Origin of the sequence: Pseudonocardia sulfidoxydans NBRC 16205 (assembly GCF_007989085.1) — a bacterium.
Classification (GTDB): Bacteria; Actinomycetota; Actinomycetes; order Mycobacteriales; family Pseudonocardiaceae; genus Pseudonocardia; species Pseudonocardia sulfidoxydans.
Map to the genome: position 1 here is coordinate 39,918 of NZ_BJVJ01000004.1, position 15,703 is coordinate 55,620.

General features: G+C 68.1%; 23 protein-coding genes. 5 read left to right on the top strand and 18 right to left on the bottom strand.

Features of this window, described 5'->3' with window-relative positions; translation table 11 throughout:
- Positions 1-96 precede the first annotated feature (96 nt).
- The 12 genes from PSU4_RS03185 to PSU4_RS03240 form a co-directional block, all read right to left on the bottom strand.
- Positions 97-1,476 (bottom strand): tyrosine-type recombinase/integrase, encoded by a 1,380-nt coding sequence (locus tag PSU4_RS03185; RefSeq protein WP_147102431.1) that lies wholly within the window; start codon positions 1,474-1,476, stop codon positions 97-99.
- Positions 1,473-1,673 (bottom strand): helix-turn-helix domain-containing protein, encoded by a 201-nt coding sequence (locus PSU4_RS03190; protein WP_147102432.1) that lies wholly within the window; start codon positions 1,671-1,673, stop codon positions 1,473-1,475. The genes PSU4_RS03185 and PSU4_RS03190 overlap by 4 nt, the downstream gene beginning before the upstream one ends.
- Positions 1,670-3,034, bottom strand: coding sequence for a replication initiator (locus PSU4_RS03195; protein ID WP_147102433.1), 1,365 nt, complete (start codon positions 3,032-3,034; stop codon positions 1,670-1,672). The genes PSU4_RS03190 and PSU4_RS03195 overlap by 4 nt, the downstream gene beginning before the upstream one ends.
- Positions 3,031-3,606: a hypothetical protein gene (locus tag PSU4_RS03200; RefSeq protein WP_147102434.1), complete on the bottom strand. Its 576-nt coding sequence runs from the start codon at positions 3,604-3,606 to the stop codon at positions 3,031-3,033. The genes PSU4_RS03195 and PSU4_RS03200 overlap by 4 nt, the downstream gene beginning before the upstream one ends.
- A complete protein-coding gene (locus PSU4_RS03205; protein ID WP_147102435.1) occupies positions 3,603-3,818 on the bottom strand; it encodes a hypothetical protein in 216 nt (71 codons plus the stop codon). Before PSU4_RS03205 ends, PSU4_RS03200 begins: the two co-directional genes overlap by 4 nt.
- Positions 3,818-5,257 carry an FtsK/SpoIIIE domain-containing protein gene (locus PSU4_RS03210; protein WP_147102436.1) on the bottom strand — a complete coding sequence of 480 codons (1,440 nt, stop codon included), beginning with the start codon at positions 5,255-5,257 and terminating at the stop codon, positions 3,818-3,820. The genes PSU4_RS03205 and PSU4_RS03210 overlap by 1 nt, the downstream gene beginning before the upstream one ends.
- 14 nt (positions 5,258-5,271) lie before the next feature.
- On the bottom strand, positions 5,272-5,457 hold the full coding sequence (locus tag PSU4_RS03215) for a hypothetical protein (RefSeq protein WP_147102437.1): 186 nt from the start codon (positions 5,455-5,457) through the stop codon (positions 5,272-5,274).
- 5 nt (positions 5,458-5,462) lie between these two features.
- Positions 5,463-5,750, bottom strand: coding sequence for a hypothetical protein (locus tag PSU4_RS03220; protein WP_147102438.1), 288 nt, complete (start codon positions 5,748-5,750; stop codon positions 5,463-5,465).
- Positions 5,751-5,753: 3 nt separating this feature from the next.
- Complete coding sequence (locus tag PSU4_RS03225; protein WP_246114917.1) at positions 5,754-5,957, bottom strand: hypothetical protein; 204 nt, start codon at positions 5,955-5,957, stop codon at positions 5,754-5,756.
- Between the two features lie 322 nt (positions 5,958-6,279).
- The gene (locus tag PSU4_RS03230) at positions 6,280-6,516 is read right to left on the bottom strand and encodes a hypothetical protein (protein WP_147102439.1); all 237 of its coding nucleotides are present in this window, start codon (positions 6,514-6,516) and stop codon (positions 6,280-6,282) included.
- Positions 6,513-6,890: a hypothetical protein gene (locus tag PSU4_RS03235; protein WP_147102440.1), complete on the bottom strand. Its 378-nt coding sequence runs from the start codon at positions 6,888-6,890 to the stop codon at positions 6,513-6,515. Before PSU4_RS03235 ends, PSU4_RS03230 begins: the two co-directional genes overlap by 4 nt.
- Before the next feature lie 110 nt (positions 6,891-7,000).
- Positions 7,001-7,777, bottom strand: coding sequence for a GntR family transcriptional regulator (locus PSU4_RS03240; protein WP_222596152.1), 777 nt, complete (start codon positions 7,775-7,777; stop codon positions 7,001-7,003).
- Between the two features lie 71 nt (positions 7,778-7,848).
- On the opposite strand from PSU4_RS03240, the gene PSU4_RS03245 reads away from it, so the two are divergent.
- The gene (locus tag PSU4_RS03245; RefSeq protein ID WP_147102442.1) at positions 7,849-8,280 is read left to right on the top strand and encodes an NUDIX hydrolase; all 432 of its coding nucleotides are present in this window, start codon (positions 7,849-7,851) and stop codon (positions 8,278-8,280) included.
- 138 nt (positions 8,281-8,418) lie between these two features.
- Here PSU4_RS03245 and PSU4_RS32945 read toward each other — a convergent pair whose 3' ends face one another.
- The 5 genes from PSU4_RS32945 to PSU4_RS03270 all read right to left on the bottom strand — a co-directional run bounded on the left by PSU4_RS32945 (position 8,419) and on the right by PSU4_RS03270 (position 12,744).
- Complete coding sequence (locus PSU4_RS32945) at positions 8,419-8,856, bottom strand: HIT family protein (RefSeq protein WP_147102443.1); 438 nt, start codon at positions 8,854-8,856, stop codon at positions 8,419-8,421.
- Between the two features lies 1 nt (position 8,857).
- A complete protein-coding gene (locus tag PSU4_RS03255; RefSeq protein ID WP_147102444.1) occupies positions 8,858-9,631 on the bottom strand; it encodes a macro domain-containing protein in 774 nt (257 codons plus the stop codon).
- 84 nt (positions 9,632-9,715) lie between these two features.
- Positions 9,716-10,228: a TIR domain-containing protein gene (locus PSU4_RS03260; protein ID WP_147102445.1), complete on the bottom strand. Its 513-nt coding sequence runs from the start codon at positions 10,226-10,228 to the stop codon at positions 9,716-9,718.
- A gap of 21 nt (positions 10,229-10,249) precedes the next feature.
- Positions 10,250-11,368 carry a DUF4062 domain-containing protein gene (locus tag PSU4_RS03265; RefSeq protein WP_186816717.1) on the bottom strand — a complete coding sequence of 373 codons (1,119 nt, stop codon included), beginning with the start codon at positions 11,366-11,368 and terminating at the stop codon, positions 10,250-10,252.
- A 713-nt stretch (positions 11,369-12,081) separates the two neighbouring features.
- On the bottom strand, positions 12,082-12,744 hold the full coding sequence (locus PSU4_RS03270; RefSeq protein WP_147102447.1) for a DUF6962 family protein: 663 nt from the start codon (positions 12,742-12,744) through the stop codon (positions 12,082-12,084).
- 181 nt (positions 12,745-12,925) lie between these two features.
- Between PSU4_RS03270 and PSU4_RS03275 the strand changes: the two genes are divergently transcribed.
- Together PSU4_RS03275 and PSU4_RS03280 are read left to right on the top strand one after the other, a co-directional pair.
- The gene (locus tag PSU4_RS03275) at positions 12,926-13,216 is read left to right on the top strand and encodes an ArsR/SmtB family transcription factor (protein ID WP_147102448.1); all 291 of its coding nucleotides are present in this window, start codon (positions 12,926-12,928) and stop codon (positions 13,214-13,216) included.
- Positions 13,213-13,602 (top strand): VOC family protein, encoded by a 390-nt coding sequence (locus PSU4_RS03280; protein WP_147102449.1) that lies wholly within the window; start codon positions 13,213-13,215, stop codon positions 13,600-13,602. Before PSU4_RS03275 ends, PSU4_RS03280 begins: the two co-directional genes overlap by 4 nt.
- 67 nt (positions 13,603-13,669) lie before the next feature.
- Here the strand turns inward: PSU4_RS03280 and PSU4_RS03285 are convergent, their stop codons facing one another.
- A complete protein-coding gene (locus tag PSU4_RS03285) occupies positions 13,670-14,515 on the bottom strand; it encodes a LysR family transcriptional regulator (RefSeq protein WP_147102450.1) in 846 nt (281 codons plus the stop codon).
- Positions 14,516-14,610: 95 nt separating this feature from the next.
- On the opposite strand from PSU4_RS03285, the gene PSU4_RS03290 reads away from it, so the two are divergent.
- On the top strand, positions 14,611-15,333 hold the full coding sequence (locus PSU4_RS03290) for an SDR family oxidoreductase (protein WP_147102451.1): 723 nt from the start codon (positions 14,611-14,613) through the stop codon (positions 15,331-15,333).
- 79 nt (positions 15,334-15,412) lie between these two features.
- Positions 15,413-15,619, top strand: a complete 207-nt coding sequence (locus tag PSU4_RS03295; RefSeq protein WP_147102452.1) for a hypothetical protein — start codon at positions 15,413-15,415, stop codon at positions 15,617-15,619.
- Positions 15,620-15,703 lie beyond the last annotated feature (84 nt).

Consider the following 15,703-nt stretch of genomic DNA (forward strand, 5'->3'; position numbering starts at 1 on the left):
CGCTCGCCCCGGCATGAGTTGACCAAGCCGAGGTGCGCTGTGCGCGGCTGGACCGAGCATCCCTGGCTGCGATGGCGCGGTACTGCCTTTGATCATTCACTGCTGGGCACCCCGGTGAGCGCGCAGGGTCGATGATCCGAGCCGATCAGCCAGTATGGCTGCGATCTGATCCGCTACCTCCCGGTCATGCCCGGTAGACCGGTGCCCGTAGACCTGTTGGGTGACACTCTCGTTCGAGTGGCCGACTCGGTCGCTGATGACTTTGGTGCTGGTCCCGATGTCCATCGCCAAAGTGACATACGTGTGTCGGACGTCGTGAAGCCTGATCCGGCGGACTTCGGCTTGGTCGACGAGGCGGTTGAACCGCCGGGTGATCGTGTCCGCGTGCAGCATCCGGCCGTCCTCGTAGCGAAGGAGCTTGTTGTGCGACGAGTCGTAGCCGGAGCCGAACGCCTCGGTCTCCACATCCAGCATCGCCAGGTAGCCGCGCAGGAGTTCGATCGTGAACGCGTCCAGCGAGATGACCCGGACTCCGCTGGCCGACTTCCCGTCGGACTCGACCGTCTGGCCAGCAACGACGACGCGCGTGTCCTCGATTGTGAGCGTGCCCGCGTCGAGGTCGAGCAGGTCGCGATCCACCCCGGCCAGTTCGGATCGGCGCATGCCAGTCGTGGCGGCGAGAAGCCACACGGCGGCGAAGCGGTCGGAGAGCGCCAGCCGTAGCCACGCCGTCAGCTCGTCGACGGTCCACGGCGTCGGCCGGGTGCGCGTCGTCCGGTTCTGCCGGGGGAGGCGGGCATGTGCTGCGGGGTTCGACACCAGATAGTCCCAGGCCACAGCATCGGAGAACGCCCGGTGCAGCATCCGGTGGACGTTCTTCACGGTCTTGGGAGAAAGGCCTGCGGTCGAGTCGGCAGGGACGCGGCCACGACGGAACCGCAGGACGGCGGCGCGTGCGGCGTGGATCGTGACCCCACATGCCTCGACGAGCTGCGCGGGTGCAGGGCCGAGGCCGTCGCGTTCCTCCCGATGCTCGGCCCAGTAGACGTACATCGCAGTGTTGTTGTCGACCTTGACCCGCCCCTCGGCCAGCAGACGTCGATAGAGCAGGTTGAGCATCGGGACGGTTACGTCCTGCAGGCGACGGTCCCCGATGATCGGGTCGACGTACGCCCGGATGTAGTCCGCGTAGTTCTGCCGCGTGGTGGGCTTGATCGACTCGGTGATGGCGTCGAGCCACTCCGCCATGAAGACGCGCACGTTGCGGCGGGCCGGGGTCACAGCGCGGCCGGTCCCATGGCGCTGCTTCGAGTCGACGGCGGCCTGCCATGCCGCGTCCTCGGTCTCGAACCCACCGCGGTTCTCACGGCGCCGCTTGCCGGTTAGCGGGTCGGGTTCGAGATCGAGGCGGTAGTACCAACGCGAGCCACGCTGGCTGACCGTGATCCCGGCGACCGGTGCGGCCCGACGGTTCATGCTGCCGCTCCGTCGACCATTGCGAGCAGCCGCGCCGTGATGACGTAGACCCGGCCACCGAGGCGCCGGATCGGCAGCTCGCCGGACGCGGCGTAGCGGTAGGCGGATGCCCGGCTGATCCCGAGCAGTTCAGCGGCACGGGGGACCGACAGCAGGGCCGGAAGCGTGCTGCGGACGGACGTCGTTGTGCTGGTCATGGCGTGGTCCTCTCCTGGGCGGGCTGCGGGGTACTGCGCCGTTGGTCGCGGCGTCGTCCTGCGATGGCGAGGGCAAGCTCTCGGTCGGTTTCGTTGCGGTGACCGATTCCGACGAGGTGCCAGTTGTTGACGACGATCACTGGGTCAGCGGCGGCGTCGTGGCCGAGCTCGTCGAGCTGCTCAGCGAGACGCCACGTTCGCTGGTCGCGGTGGATAGCACGGAACGTCGTGGAGTAGCGGCGGCTCTTGGTGAGGAAGTGGCCGCGGAAGCCGAGCATGTGCGCCCATTTCCGCAGGTTGAGCGGCTCGTAGTCGTCAAGGCCGCCGAGGTACCAGGCCGTTTCGATGATGCGGCGGTGATGTGGGTGCAGCCGGAGGTGGTCGAGGTGGGCCAGGGATCGGATCGGGCGGTCGGGATGCTGATCGGTCTTGCCGGTGCCCTTGGTGGCGTACTTGGCGATGTAGCCGGCCAATCGGGCGTCAGTGATCTCCCCGCGATCGTCGGTGACCTCGGCAGCCGCGGTCGCTGAGATACGGCGGGCATCGACCTGCGCACCCCACACCAGTTCGAGCGGTTGGCCGTCGGGTCGGGCGACCTCGAGCAGCACCGACCGGGCGGCATCGCGGACCGCATCAACGAGCAGGACGTGAGTGGCCCCCGAAGGTGGCGGGTCCGTGGGTCCCTCGGGACCGTCGAGGCGGATCGCGGCGTGGAAGTGGACCAGCCCGCGACGCTGGTACTCCGCGACCTTGGCGTAGGACAGCCGGGCGCGGGTGGCGAACTCGCGGGCAGAGAGCCCGAGCCGGGCGGCCAGGGCACGGCGCAGGGCGATGGTGAAGCGGTGCCAGAGCTTGCCCGCGTGGGCCTGCCAGAGCACGGACCCGACGTAGTCGTAGGTGTCGGGGTCGAGGGGGGTTCCAACGTTGGGGTCGCCGTCGCGGTGATGGGTTCCGCACGGGCAGGGGATGACCCGCCCCCGGGCCGAGAGCCGTCTGGAGTGCACCGGCCCGAACGAGGGCGCGGTGAGGGTGAGGAACAGTCGGGGCCGGTCGGTGACGGTGGTGGGGACGCCTTTGTCGCCGCCTGCGAGCCCGGCGCGGATGAGGTGGAAGGCGTTGACGGCGTAGCGGTCCGAGCAGGCGGGGCAGACGGTTTCGCGGCGGTTCCCACATGGTGCCCAGACCTCGCCGGTGCGTTCGGCGAGGACGCGGCCGGATGCCGTGGAGATCGTGGAGAAGCCGCGCAGCCGGACGGGGTGGGCGCATCCGCCGGTGGCTTCGACGCGGCCCCGCCAGGTCAGGTAGTCGAACGAGCGCAGCCGCGCGGACAGGGCAGCGTCGGTGTCGTGGGTGGTGGTCATCCGTAGACCTCGCGTTCGTGCTCGATCTCGACCGGGCCGGGGCGGCGGCCGTGGTGGCGGGCCAGGCGGGCGGCTCCGACGCGGTAGGAGGAGGCGCGGCCGATGACGTCGCCATGTTCGGTCTCGACGAGGTAGGAGCCGTCCTGGCGGACGATGGAGCCGGAGAACGTCCCGTCGGCGGCGGTGACGAGGCCGAGGCCGGGCCGGACAACGTCGACGAGCAGCCGCACCGGGTCGTCCGGGGTGGGCGCTGTGGCCGCCGTGGCGGGGACGTCTACGACGATCGCGGACTCGGGTTCGCGACGGCTGTCGATGAGTACCGAGACGCGGGCGCCGTGGTGGAGCCGTCCGGCGGCGAGCAGGTGCGCGACGGTCACAGCCTCATCGGGTCGGGCCGGGATCGCCATCTCGGCGGCGCGGGTGCCGATCGCGCGTGTGTGGACCTTCTCGGCGATCCCGACGAGCACGTACCCGGGGTCGCGGGCCTCGCGTAGGACGCGGTGGGTCAGGTCGTCGTCGAACAGCAGGGCTTGGCCGGCGGATTCCGTGCTGCGGGAACCGTGGCGGGTCATCGGTGCCACCACCAGGAGCTACGGGCCTCAGATGCCCACTCAGCGGCCAGCGCGCGGACCGACCACAGCTCGACGACGGCGGCAGTGATGAGGATCAGCGGAAACCACCCGGAGCCGGTGGCCAGCAGCCACCACGCGGCGCCGACCGCAACGGCCAGGAGCAGGGTGAGCTTGAGCCAGACGGCGACTGCCCAGCCGGTGACGGTCCACATCAGGCAGCCCTTCCCGAGCCGTCGGCGTCATCCGGGCCGTCGGCGGGGTCGATGGCGGATAGGCGGGGGCGTGGGGTGCAGCGGTCGACGAGCTCGTCGATCTCGGTATCGGTCACGTAGGCGGCGCGGAACCGGACCGGCAGCCGTGAGCCTTGGTCGATGACGAACCCGATCCCGGCATGGCGGGGGTCGCCGGGAATCTCATCGGCCAGCGCGCCCCGCTCCCGGGCGCCTTCGCCGAGCACCATGTCGACGTGGGAGGCTGCGGTGACGCCCAGGCACACCCGGGTGGGGAACAGCTCGCGGACGTCCACTACGTCCTTGGAGGGCTCCTGCACGTAGCCCATCACCGAGATCAGGCAGGCCCGGCCCTGGGTGAGCAGCTCGGCCAGGAGCCGGAGGGCGTCGCGGACGTCGGAGCGTTCGCCGTAGGCGGTGAGCATGGCCATCTCGTCGATCACCACGACGTCGAGCGGCCAGTCGGTTGAGACGTCGAGGCGGCGGAGGTTGTTGGCGCGCATGTGTTCCTGGCGGTCCTTGAGGACGTCGCGGACGTCGTGGAGCAGGCGCAGGGCGTCGGTCATGGTGGTGGCGTGGCGGTGGAACAGCGGGCCACCCCGTGAGGTCTCGGCGCCGCCCTTGAGGTCGATGACCCACAGCCGGACGAGGCCGTCGCGGATGGCGGGTCCCATGGCGCGCATCGGGGCCCACAGCAGCGATCCCTTGCCCGACCCGGATGCCCCGGCGACGAGGACGTGGGTGCCGAGGACGCGCAGGGTGAACGGCTGGCCGTGCTCGTTGTCGCCGACGTCGAGCGCGGACAGGTCGACGTCGGTGGTGTCGGTGGGGATGTCGGGGGCGGGAATGACGTGGTCGAACGGCATCTCGCGCTCGACCACGATCGCCAGGACCCCGGGGCGGGTGCGGGTGATCGCGACCCGGTGCGCGGTCAGGGCGTCAGCGAGCGCCTCGGAACGGTCGGTCCACGTGCGCAGGTCCTGACCCCTGGCTGGACGCACGTACAGGGTGTCGATCGAGGGTGAGGAGGAGCGGACCCGCAGCAGGCGAGGGACGACGAGGCGGCCGGTGCGGCGGTTCTCTCGGGCGAGTTCGCAGTCGGCGAGGACGGCGGCCCAGCGGCGGCCGCCGTAGGCGGTCCAGCGTCGCCACAGCGGCCGCAGGATCGGGGCGGCCCACCGGTCGAACGTCGCGGGGTGGGAACGCCCCCACAGCACCATCGTGAGGACGAGGCCGCCGAGGACGCAGCCGGTGATGAGCGGACCGGTCACGACCAGTGCGCCGATCAGGGCGGCGAAGGTGACCAGGAACAGGGGATGGCGGGCCAGCCAGGCGAGCGCGCGCCACTCGGCGCCAGCGGTGCGCGAGGACGGGCGGCGGGTGTGGCCGCCGGGGTAGACCCGGGTCAGGGACGTGGTCATCGCAGAGGCTCCTGTCAGCGGTTGTGGAAGGTGGCGCGGGCGGCGTCGAGCAGGACGACGAGGTGGGCGACCTCGCGGGCGAGCTGGTCGTGGGTGGTCTTGAAGCCACCGGAGCGGAACGGGATGCCGCGCAACGAGGCCCGCAGTTCGCGCATGGCGCGGTCGAGGCCCTCGACGGAACGGTCGACGGTGCGAGACATCGCGGTCACCGCCGCCACTCGCGGGAGACCAGTTCGGCCTCCCACTTCTTCGCCGCCGACGACATGGTGTGCAGAGCGCGGCCGGCCTTCTTGGCCGCCGAGCGCAGCTCCTCCGGGGTCGGGGCGGACCAGTGCGCCGTCTGCTTCTCGCCCGCGGTGGTCTGGGCGTCGGAGGCTTTGGCGGCGAGCTGCTCGGCCTCGGCCAGCGCGTTCCCGACCAGCGCGAGGGCCCGCCAGAACTCGCCGTAGCGGCGCAGCGCGCGCCGGTTGATCGGCTTGAGGTTCGGGGCCATCGCTCAGAACCCCTTGCGGACCGCGACCGCGGCCAGCCGCAGGCCCTCGGCGATTCCGGCGCGCCATGCCTGTTCGGTGGGCAGCTCTGGGCCGTCCGGGACGATCCAGTTGCGCCGCTCGCGCTCCAACCGGCGGACGAGACGACCGACGCCGAACGTCGTGGGCCGGGTCCGACCGCCGGGGCGGCTGCTGGTGATCACATGCATGACAGGACCTCCTGTGGTGCGGCGGACGGGGTCGTGCAGGGGCGGGTGGTGCCGTGGCAGGACGGGCAAGCGCCCGTGGTGTCGCAGGCCGGGCAGTCGGTGCCGTCGTCGGCGCCGGGGTAGGTGTCGGGGGTGGTGCCGTAGCCCTGGCAGCAGTCGCAGGCACCGCTCCCGGAGCAACCGGTGCAGGTCATCGCTGATCTCCTTCCGGATTTGGGCATGGGGGTAGCCACAGTCGAATTGCTCGGCATTCACGGAATGGGTGCGCCGGAATTGCGCGAAGTGGGATTCGGGGGTGGCTACCCCGCAGGCCGGGAGACGGTCAGGCGGCTCGGTTGTGGCGGGCGGCGTCGAGCTGGGCCACGACGTCGGCCAGGACGTCGCGCAGGCGGGCGAGGCCGTCGCGCTCGGCGTAGAGGGTCGTCGTGCCGCCCGTGCCCTCCACCCGGACAGTGGCGCGCTGCTCGTCGGGGTAGAGGTACGGGCGCAGTGTCGAGATCTCGAACAGGTGCACGTTCACGTCCACCGACGAGGTCGGCAGCCAGTCCGGGCGGCTCACTTGTCGCCACCACCACGCGGGGCCGGGGCGTGCTTGATGCCCATCGCCTTGAACGACAGCCCCGACGTGACCCGGCCCGCGCCGTTGTCGATCTGGTACTGACTCACCCGGGCATCGACCAGCTCCACTCGCACGTCCTCCCCGAACCCGTCGCCGGGGTCGGTCGCGAGGGTCACCTTGATCTCCTCGCCCTTCTGCGTCCGCTCACCGGGGTTGGTCCGCAGCTTCGCGAACAGCGCGACGACGAACTGGGTGACGCCTGCCTTGTCGGTCACGGGGACCTGGGCGCCGTTGGCGTCCTCGCGCATCTTCGGGGCCGGGGGCTCGACGATCACGAGCTTGTAGCCGCCGAGGTTGACCGGGATGTCACGCATGCTGTCCTCCATCGCTTGCCCTTGACTGGACGTCTAGGGGAGTAATGACAAGCTAGCAGGACGTCTAGACAAGCCGCAACAAGCGGCGGCGGATTTCCTGTCGACGCAGGTCAGCGGGCCGGAACCTCGTACTCCAAGACGTACGCGGGTGCGGCTTTCACGGTGTCGCAGACCTCGACGGGGCGGCCGGTGGTGTCGAACGCGGTACGAACGACCACGAGGACGGGCACGCCGTCGGGCAGCTCAAGGCGGCGGCGCTCGTCGCCGGTGGGCATCCGTGCGGTGACCTCCTCAACGAAGTGGTCGAGGGTGTGCCCAGCGTCCTCCAGGCGGGCGTAGATGCCGCCAGGGCCGGGGTTGGCCTCCGCGATCGGGGTGCCCTCGGCGATCTCGGCGGGCAAGTAGGAGACGGCGACCTCGATCGGCCGGTCATCGGCGAGGTATCGGCGCGAGCGGACCAGTACCGAGTCGCCGTCGTCGAGGCGGAGGCGTTCGCGGACGTCCGGGGCAGGGGGAGCGGTCGAGACCTCGATCTGGTCGACCTGGGCGCGGACGCCGGCCTTCTCTGCCTCGGCGAGGAACGCGGCTTGCCCGGCCTCGCGGTGCTTGCGCGCGAACCGGTCCGAGGCCAGCCGACGTACCGGGGCCGGGAGTCGCACGAACACCCCGCGGCCGTGCTCGGCGACGACCAGGCCCTCGGTGCGGAGTTCCTGGATGGCCTGACGTGCGGTCATGCGGGCGACGCTGTAATGGCGGGTCAGCTCCGCCTCGGACGGGAGCCGATCACCGGCGCGCAGCTCGCCGCGGTCGATCGCGTCACGGAGCTGCGCAGCGATCTGTCGGTACGGCGGTCGGTCGTCGCCGCGGTCGATGGTCCCGAGCTGCACTTCGAACTCCTCCAGTCGTCCAGACGACTGTTACCGTAGTTGTACGAAGTCAACCGGCGAAAGCAGGGACAATGGCCGACACGCCTAAGCATTCCGTGAGCGTGGCCGGAATTGTCGTGCGCGACGACGGCCGCATTCTCGCCGTGCAGCGGCGGGACAATGCGCACTGGGAGCCGCCCGGCGGCGTGCTCGAACTCGGCGAGACGTTCGAGGAAGGTGTGCGGCGCGAGGTCGCCGAGGAGACCGGCGTCGACGTCCGGGTCGAGCGGCTCACCGGCGCCTACAAGAACATCCCGCGCGGGATCGTCGCCCTGGTGTTCCGCTGCAGCCCTACCGGCGGCGACGCGGGAGAGTCGGACGAGGCGCAACGCGTCCGATGGCTGACGCCCACCGAGGTCGAACAGCTTATGGACCCCGCATACGCGGTCCGGGTTCTCGACGCTATCGGCGACGGTACGGCCTCGCGAGCGCATGACGGCGTCCAGCTGATCCCCGGCGGGTAGGCAGCCACCCTGCGCAGCGTCAGCGCAGCGTCAGCGCGCTGTGTTCAGACTTTCTCTTCCTGTTCAAGGCGCCTTCGGCGCCGGGTGAGCGGGGCTGCGGCCTCCGGCCGGTCCCCGCTCCCCGCGCGAGCTCCTTGATCAAAACCAAGGATCGAGTCGATCTGCTATTGCCTCTGTCTCGGCAAGTGAAAGCTCAGGAACCGGGCCTCGATCGGTCCCTCGATCCGGGTAAGTCCCCGCCACATGAAAATGCGTGTGCGGGATTGTCTGGTCTGAAGGCACGCCGTTGTTCTGCCAGACGGAGATGCCTCCGGGCTGCATTGCTCGATCTATGGCCTTCGCGGACGATATGAGCAGGCGCATGACGTCGTTAGACTCTGCCGCCCCCAAATCGATGAGCGTGGGTCGATGGGCGATCGGAATGACTAGCACGTGTCCGAGTCCCCGTTGTTCACGAGTGACTAGGACGGCTGCCAATCCGGTTCGGCGAAGGATTGTATACGGCCGGTCTCCGTCGAGATACGCACAAAACGCACAGTCGCCGGCATCGGGGACATAGAGTTGGCTATCGCTCATGTCACGAAGGCTTTAACGACGTTAGGAAGGCCTGCAATTCAGGCATGTCGACTCGCTCGGCATCCTCCGGTCTGACGATAATATCGAGACTCTCGCACACCCTCGACCTACGAGAGGCGAAGATAAACGAAAGAATGATAAATCGTATTGAGTCCTGAGCGGGGAGTATATGAGACATGCGTGACTGTCCGCCACCGATGACGGGTATGGAGAGCGCATCACCGTTTGCGTGGAGCTGAACCGAGTCCCAGAGGGAAAGAAGGCTCTTCCAGAGGCGATCAGGCGTGCCTTCAGCCTGATTGTGCTCGTTCATCACGGTGTACGCGACGCAAAAATAGTGCGTGCGATGATCTCGGATAGCCGCAACGGTGCCTATTGGGTACCGGAGGGTTTTCCCAGGCTTAGAAAGCACCTCGATAGGGGCCACGTTAGCTAGCGCCTGCGCGATGTCATCGTCCAGCTTCACGTGGTCGTTCTGGTACACCTTTTCCAGGAGCTGACCCTGGACGCTATTTTTCTGAATTATGTGAGGAGTTGCTGTGTCGAATGTGTCACACGCTCCAACTACGAGATTTGTCCCGCGCGCGAACAGGTCGCCGACTACTACGCGGATAGTTGTATTTGGCGCAGTGTAATGTTCCTCGACCGGCCGGGGCCACGCTCGAATTAATCCGTAGATAAATGCAGCGATGAGGACGATGAGAGAGAGCGGGAGGTGGATCTTAGAGATTGCATTCGGTTCTATTACATCATAGAGTCCCGCGAGTACCGCCATGAAGCCGACGCCGGCGAATGACTGCGTGGCTACCCGACGCCAGAATCGCCGCGTTTGCATATCCTTGCGTACACCGGAGGTCATCTAGAGTCCGATCTTCCTGTAGACCTCTGGTTTGTAGTAGTGAGGGCCCAGATTCTGATTTTGACGGAACGTGGACACATAGCCATCCAGCGCATGTTTAATTATGGCGGCTTCGAACGACACGCTCACGGTGTAGTAGCTTGCATCAAGCAGGGGTTTAGGAATGACGTTCTCTTCGATTCTGCGAGAGCCATCCAGGTTGGCGACAACAACAGGGAGGTTCAACTCAAGGATGAGATCGACTTCGTGCGCGAGAAACGAGTAGCCATCTCCTCCCTTTCGCTTACCGGTCCTGGTGCCAAGTAGCACAACTTGCTTTGCCGTATTGACGAGTCGCTCGCGCAGTCGTCGCTTGATTGTTTCGCGTTGACTTGTGTCGAGCGCTTTGAACATCTCGTGTGCGTCAAAGAAGTTGAAATCAATCTTCTTGTTTGCCCGCCATGCCTTCATCAAGTAATAATGGGTAATGTCTTCGCTGGCGAACGCGACGTACGTCTTATTGCGATAACTCATGCCGTCAAATGACCTCGTGTTCTAGTGGAAGCGTGATAGAATTTCAAGTATCCGCTGTGCAAGTTCGTCAGCGATTTCATCAGCTGCTGAAGCAAGTAGTGCGGTTTTGAGGCAGTCGTCTGCTTTGGTCTCCAAGACTCGACCTTGCTGGAGTGACAGCTGACCGCTTGACCTTTGTCCGAGCGTGCCCGGCGAACCTTGCCTGACTCCGTCAGCAGGGGCAATGCTGACGTAGGGCGTAACAAGGTCGCTGGGGATGGCCTCAAGCTGGCCAATCAGCCTAAGTAGTTTGCTAATTGTCTCGCGAAGAAAGTCATGGTCGACCAGTGATCCTGCGAAGTCGCGAGGCAGGAGTTGCCACGCTGCGACTTGACCGCTTGGACTTGCGGAGACACCACCAAAGCCTCCGGGAGTGAATCCGGTTACCCCGCCCGTGGAGCGTGGTAGTTGCTCGCTGGAGCGGACAACTACCGACCCATCGTCGACAATCGTGCTTTCTAATCCTGAACTCTGCGGAACCGAACCAATTTCTCGGAGTACCCGTTCTGCGCGCTGTGCAATACCGCGGAGCTGCATGGTGGATAGCCTTGCGCGTGGCACCGGGGCCAAGGTCAGAACGAGTAGTGGCCGGTACTCGTTGGGAGTCCGGACGAGAACTGGTGGGAGGGGTGTGATGTCATCCCGGGGGAACCACTCCAGCTTCTGGTGGTTCTGCTCGACGTGCTCAAGGGCCGACCCGACCTTAATGCGCAGATCATTTGCATCTAGGAATTCGCCTCGAAATGATCCATGTGCGTACTTCTCGACCGTGTCGGCGAATTCCACTTGTCGCGGCTCGAGGGATACCCCCATCTTGTGAAACACGAGTATGGGCAGGCCTTTAGTGCGTGCAGCGATGAACTCTTCTTCAGTCGGCGATAGGCCGGTATCCGGCATCACGTCGCCGTACAAAGGGCCAATGAGGAGAACGTAGGCATCGGATTGGGCGACGGCTTCGAGGCAGACTTGCCTGGAAGGTATTGGCTGCGCAGTAAAATCCTCGAATACTACGGGCGTGTGGCCTACAGAGCGGATATAACCTGGAAGTGAGTCGCGCTCGACTTCAAGGCCTCGTCGAACCGATGAGACAAAGACTTTCACTGCACTCCTCAACGGGCATCGATCAAATCGCGCACTATCGAGTGAACTCTGTGTAAAGGTGGTCGTCCACGTGCGTGCGATCGCTGGGCGTCTCAATGCGGTGAGAGGTCCTTCCGGGTGGGGCTCCCGGCAGCAGAGCGGCAATCGGCCTTGATGGCACGGCAGGTGGCATTTGGCGCGCTGGGTCTTGCCCATCGGCCGTTCGGCTACGGGTTTCAACCGCGTAGCGGTCACGCCGAGCGACAGGCTGAAGCCTCAGACGCCCTCGCCGGGCGGGCAGGCCTCCGGGATGGCGGGTCGTGCCATCCCGACGACCTCCCGGAGGGCTACCACGCGGCCGATCGTGGGCGGAGCTTGTCGAGGTCGGCCGGCAGCTCCGTCGAGGGCCGCCCACGAGCGTCCGCGCGGTCGGGCTGCGCCAGGTCGACGGGATGGCACTGGCAGGGGAGCGGGCGCCGGAACTGCCCGGGGCGTGACCAGATGTGTGACCACGACGCGGCGGGACGGCCGGCATCGGGTGCGATCAGCTGAGACGTCACGGTGCTGTCCGTCGAGTTCAGGGCCGACGCGACCTCACTCGCGAGACGGTCGGAGACGATCTACGCCCGACTCATAACCCAGAGGTCGTAGGTTCGAATCCTACCCCCGCTACTAGGTCGAGCGGCCCCCGGAGACATCTCCGGGGGCCGCTCGCATTTCTGCCGATGCAGCGGTCAGCTCCGGCGGAACCTGGGCGACGTCTCCGGGCCGGACGCGGCGTCCTCGACGGCCCCGCCGTGTGCGACGGCCCGGAACAGCAGCACGATCCCGACGATCTGGCCGAGGTGATACGCGGAGTCGGGGTCCGTCCACAACAGCTCCGCCGCACCCGGCACCAGTCGGAACATCGCGGCCGCGATGCTCGCTCCGATGGCCACCAGCATCGCCCGGGCCGCTGGGTGCCGGCGTCGCCAGGCCCACACCCACAGTCCGATGATGCAGGCCATCGTGATGCTCTCGCACAGCATGATCGCGGTGATGCTGGGACTGCCCGTGGCGGCGATGACCACGTAGGCCGCGACCCCCAGCAGGCGCAGCGGCCAGAACCAGACGGCACGGGCCGGGCCGAGCACCTGCACCACGGTCGCGGCCAGCATGAACGACATGACGACGACGACCATGGTGCTCATGACCGCCCACGTGATCCCGCCGATCCGGGGGACGTCGACGAGGACCCCGTGGTAGACCGCGCCGGCGAGCGCCGTCGCGGCCGCCCAGGCGAAGGCGGCGCGCCAGTACCGCGCCCACACGATGTCCCGCGGCAACCGGGGGACGAGCAGGAGCGTGACCAGACCCAGCGCGAGGTCGGTCAGCGACGCCATCGGCTGGACGAGCACACTGCACGATAAGTCCGGTTGCGCTCGCGCGGCAGGGTCGAGAGGCCCCGGGCCGGGTTCGGCGCCTGCCGCCGAGGTGCACCTGAGCGCGGTCCGCGGCGGATATCGCGACGCTGGTGTGCATCTCGCCGGGGGCGGCCGGCGTTGACAGGCAAGTATCGGCTTGCGTATAACTCCTCGCGTGGACGCCGACCTGTTCAAGGCGCTCGGCGACGCGACGCGCAGGACGATTCTCGACGAGCTGGTCGAGCGGGACGGGCAGACGCTGTTCGAACTCTGCGGCCGGCTGACCATGAAGCACGGGCTGACGTCGTCACGTCAGGCCATCTCGCAGCACCTCGCGGTGCTGGAGGAGGCCGGGCTGGTGCACACCCGTCGCGAGGGTCGCTACAAGTTCCACCACGTCGACACGAGCCCGTTGCGGGCGATCGTCGAGCGGTGGCCGGTCGAGAGGGAGGACGCCGACCAATGATCCGGATCAACGTCGCCAGCGTGTGGGTCGACGACCAGGCCAGGGCCCTGGACTTCTACACCGAGAAGCTGGGTTTCGTGAAGAAGACCGACGTCCCGGCGGGTGACGCACGGTGGCTGACCGTCGTGTCGCCCGCGGTCCCCGACGGGGTCGAGCTGCTGCTGGAGCCCGACGGCCACCCGGCGTCGAAGCAGCTCAAGGAGGCCCTGGTGGCCGACGGCATCCCGTTCACGCAGTTCGCGGTGGACGACGTGTACGCCGAGCACGAGCGGCTGACCGCGCTGGGGGTCGTGTTCACCCAGCAGCCCACGGACTTCGGGCCCGTCGTCACCGCGGTGCTCGACGACACGTGCGGCAACCTCATCCAGCTGGCGACGATGAAATAGCCGCAGCAGCTGGTCGCGGCCCGACCCCGGGTCTCCGGTCGAACCCGGCGGATCGTCGGGCGGGTCGTCAGAGGCGGGTCGCCGTCCGGATCAGCTGCGCCAACGGCAACGACCGGCTGTGCGGGGGCCAGGCGATCACCGTCGTGACGGACGGCGCGTCGATCACCGGGACGGCGACCATGTCGTCGTGCAGGTGCGTGCGCACCGACTCGGGCAGGATCGCCGTCGCCCGCCCGAGCGCGACGAGCTGCAGCAGCTGCGTGTTGTCGTGGACCTCCGGCCCCGGGCCGTCGGGGTAGCTGCCGTCGTCGCGGCGTCGGCGCGGCATCGGGAGGCCGGGGATCGCGGCGAGGTCGTCGACACGCAGGTGGGGCCGGGCGGTCATCGGGTGCCCGGCGGGCAGGAGCGCGACCTGGTCCTCGGTGTGCAGCTCCTCGGTGTCGAGCCCGGTCGTCGAGTCGAAGGGCCGGTGCAGCAACGCGACGTCGGCGCGGCCGTCGCGCAGGTGGCGTTCCTGCTCGCCGATCCCGCACAGGACGACGTCGACGTCGACGGCACCGGGTTCGGCGGCGTAGGCGTCGAGCAGCTTGGCGAGCAGCTCGGTGGACGCACCCGCCTTGGTGACGAGCACGAGCCCGGGGGAGCCGGCGGGGGCGGCGGCGCGCCGGGTCCGGCGCTCGGCGGCCGCCACGGCGTCGAGGGCGGCGCGGCCCTCGCGCAGCAGCACCGCACCGGCGTCGGTCAACGCGACGCCGCGGCTGGTGCGCTCCAGCAGCGTCGCCCCGAGCCGGCGTTCGAGCTGCTGCACCGCGCGCGAGAGCGGCGGCTGCGCGATGCCCAGGCGCCGCGCGGCGCGGCCGAAGTGCAGCTCCTCCGCGACGGCGACGAAGTACCGCAGCTCGCGCGTCTCCATGTATCCACGGTACCCAGCCGCGATACCCGCCGGGTATCGACGGCGACCGGATCGGTGTTGGAAGCGTGCCGGGGTCCGGACGCACGCTCGACGGCATGAGCGAACGGACGGTTGCGCTGGTCACCGGCGCGAACAAGGGGATCGGTTTCGAGATCGCGGCAGGCCTGGGGGCCTTGGGATGGCGGGTCGGCGTCGGTGCCCGCGACGACACACGCCGGGGGACGGCCGTCGAGAAGCTGCGCGCCGCAGGTGTCGACGCGTTCGGGGTGCCGCTGGACGTCACCGACGACGCGAGCGTCGCCGCCGCGGCCCGGCTCGTCGGGGCGCAGGAGGGCGGCCTCGACGTGCTGGTCAACAACGCCGCCATCACCGGCGGGGCGCCGCAGGAGCCGTCGCTGGTCGATCCGGAGGTGGTGCGCGCGGTCGTCGACACCAACGTGGTCGGGGTCCTGCGTGTCACCAACGCGATGCTGCCGTTGCTGCGGCGTTCGGCGTCGCCGCGGATCGTGAACATGTCGAGCTCGGTGGGGTCGCTGACGCTGCAGTCGGGCGGCGGCGACACGGGTCCGATCTCGGGTGCCTACGCGCCGTCGAAGAGCTTCCTGACCGCGCTGACCGTGCAGTACGCGAAGGAGCTGCGCGGCACCGGGATCCTGGTCAACGCCGGCTGCCCCGGCTTCGTCGCGACGGACCTGAACGGTCACCGCGGCACGCGCACGCCGGAGCAGGGCGCCGCGATCGCGATCAGGCTCGCGACGCTGCCCGCCGACGGCCCGAGCGGCGGCATCTTCTCCGACTCGGGCGTCGTCCCCTGGTGATCGTCACTACCGGCGGACGGCCACCACTCCCGCATCGAGGTCCAGGTGCGCTGCGGGCGGGGCACTGTCGGACGAGTCGTTGCGCATCGTCGAGATCGAGCCGGACGTGGTGCGGCGCAACACCGTTCTCCTCACCCGGTTCGTGACGGACCTGCGCGAGCTGTGCGCCTACTACGACACGGCCGAGCTCGCCGTGGTCGACCGCTTCATGACCGAGGCCGCAGCTCTCCAGCAGGAGGCGACGGCCGAACTGGCAGGGGACCCGGTGGCCTCACCGCGGTCGTGAGTGGCGATAGTCGCCATAGCGACTATCGCCACTCACAGGGCACTGGCCGACGCGGGATGCGCTGGGCCGATCACGCGGTGCGAA

Coding starts and splice junctions, on each gene's coding strand:
- PSU4_RS03185 (WP_147102431.1), bottom strand. CDS start 1,476: ATGAACCGTCGGGCCGCACCGGTCGCCGGGATCACGGTCAGCCAGCGT.
- PSU4_RS03190 (WP_147102432.1), bottom strand. CDS start 1,673: ATGACCAGCACAACGACGTCCGTCCGCAGCACGCTTCCGGCCCTGCTG.
- PSU4_RS03195 (WP_147102433.1), bottom strand. CDS start 3,034: ATGACCACCACCCACGACACCGACGCTGCCCTGTCCGCGCGGCTGCGC.
- PSU4_RS03200 (WP_147102434.1), bottom strand. CDS start 3,606: ATGACCCGCCACGGTTCCCGCAGCACGGAATCCGCCGGCCAAGCCCTG.
- PSU4_RS03205 (WP_147102435.1), bottom strand. CDS start 3,818: ATGTGGACCGTCACCGGCTGGGCAGTCGCCGTCTGGCTCAAGCTCACC.
- PSU4_RS03210 (WP_147102436.1), bottom strand. CDS start 5,257: ATGACCACGTCCCTGACCCGGGTCTACCCCGGCGGCCACACCCGCCGC.
- PSU4_RS03215 (WP_147102437.1), bottom strand. CDS start 5,457: ATGTCTCGCACCGTCGACCGTTCCGTCGAGGGCCTCGACCGCGCCATG.
- PSU4_RS03220 (WP_147102438.1), bottom strand. CDS start 5,750: ATGGCCCCGAACCTCAAGCCGATCAACCGGCGCGCGCTGCGCCGCTAC.
- PSU4_RS03225 (WP_246114917.1), bottom strand. CDS start 5,957: ATGCATGTGATCACCAGCAGCCGCCCCGGCGGTCGGACCCGGCCCACG.
- PSU4_RS03235 (WP_147102440.1), bottom strand. CDS start 6,890: ATGCGTGACATCCCGGTCAACCTCGGCGGCTACAAGCTCGTGATCGTC.
- PSU4_RS03245 (WP_147102442.1), top strand. CDS start 7,849: ATGGCCGACACGCCTAAGCATTCCGTGAGCGTGGCCGGAATTGTCGTG.
- PSU4_RS32945 (WP_147102443.1), bottom strand. CDS start 8,856: ATGAGCGATAGCCAACTCTATGTCCCCGATGCCGGCGACTGTGCGTTT.
- PSU4_RS03255 (WP_147102444.1), bottom strand. CDS start 9,631: ATGGCGGTACTCGCGGGACTCTATGATGTAATAGAACCGAATGCAATC.
- PSU4_RS03260 (WP_147102445.1), bottom strand. CDS start 10,228: ATGAGTTATCGCAATAAGACGTACGTCGCGTTCGCCAGCGAAGACATT.
- PSU4_RS03280 (WP_147102449.1), top strand. CDS start 13,213: ATGATCCGGATCAACGTCGCCAGCGTGTGGGTCGACGACCAGGCCAGG.
- PSU4_RS03285 (WP_147102450.1), bottom strand. CDS start 14,515: ATGGAGACGCGCGAGCTGCGGTACTTCGTCGCCGTCGCGGAGGAGCTG.
- PSU4_RS03290 (WP_147102451.1), top strand. CDS start 14,611: ATGAGCGAACGGACGGTTGCGCTGGTCACCGGCGCGAACAAGGGGATC.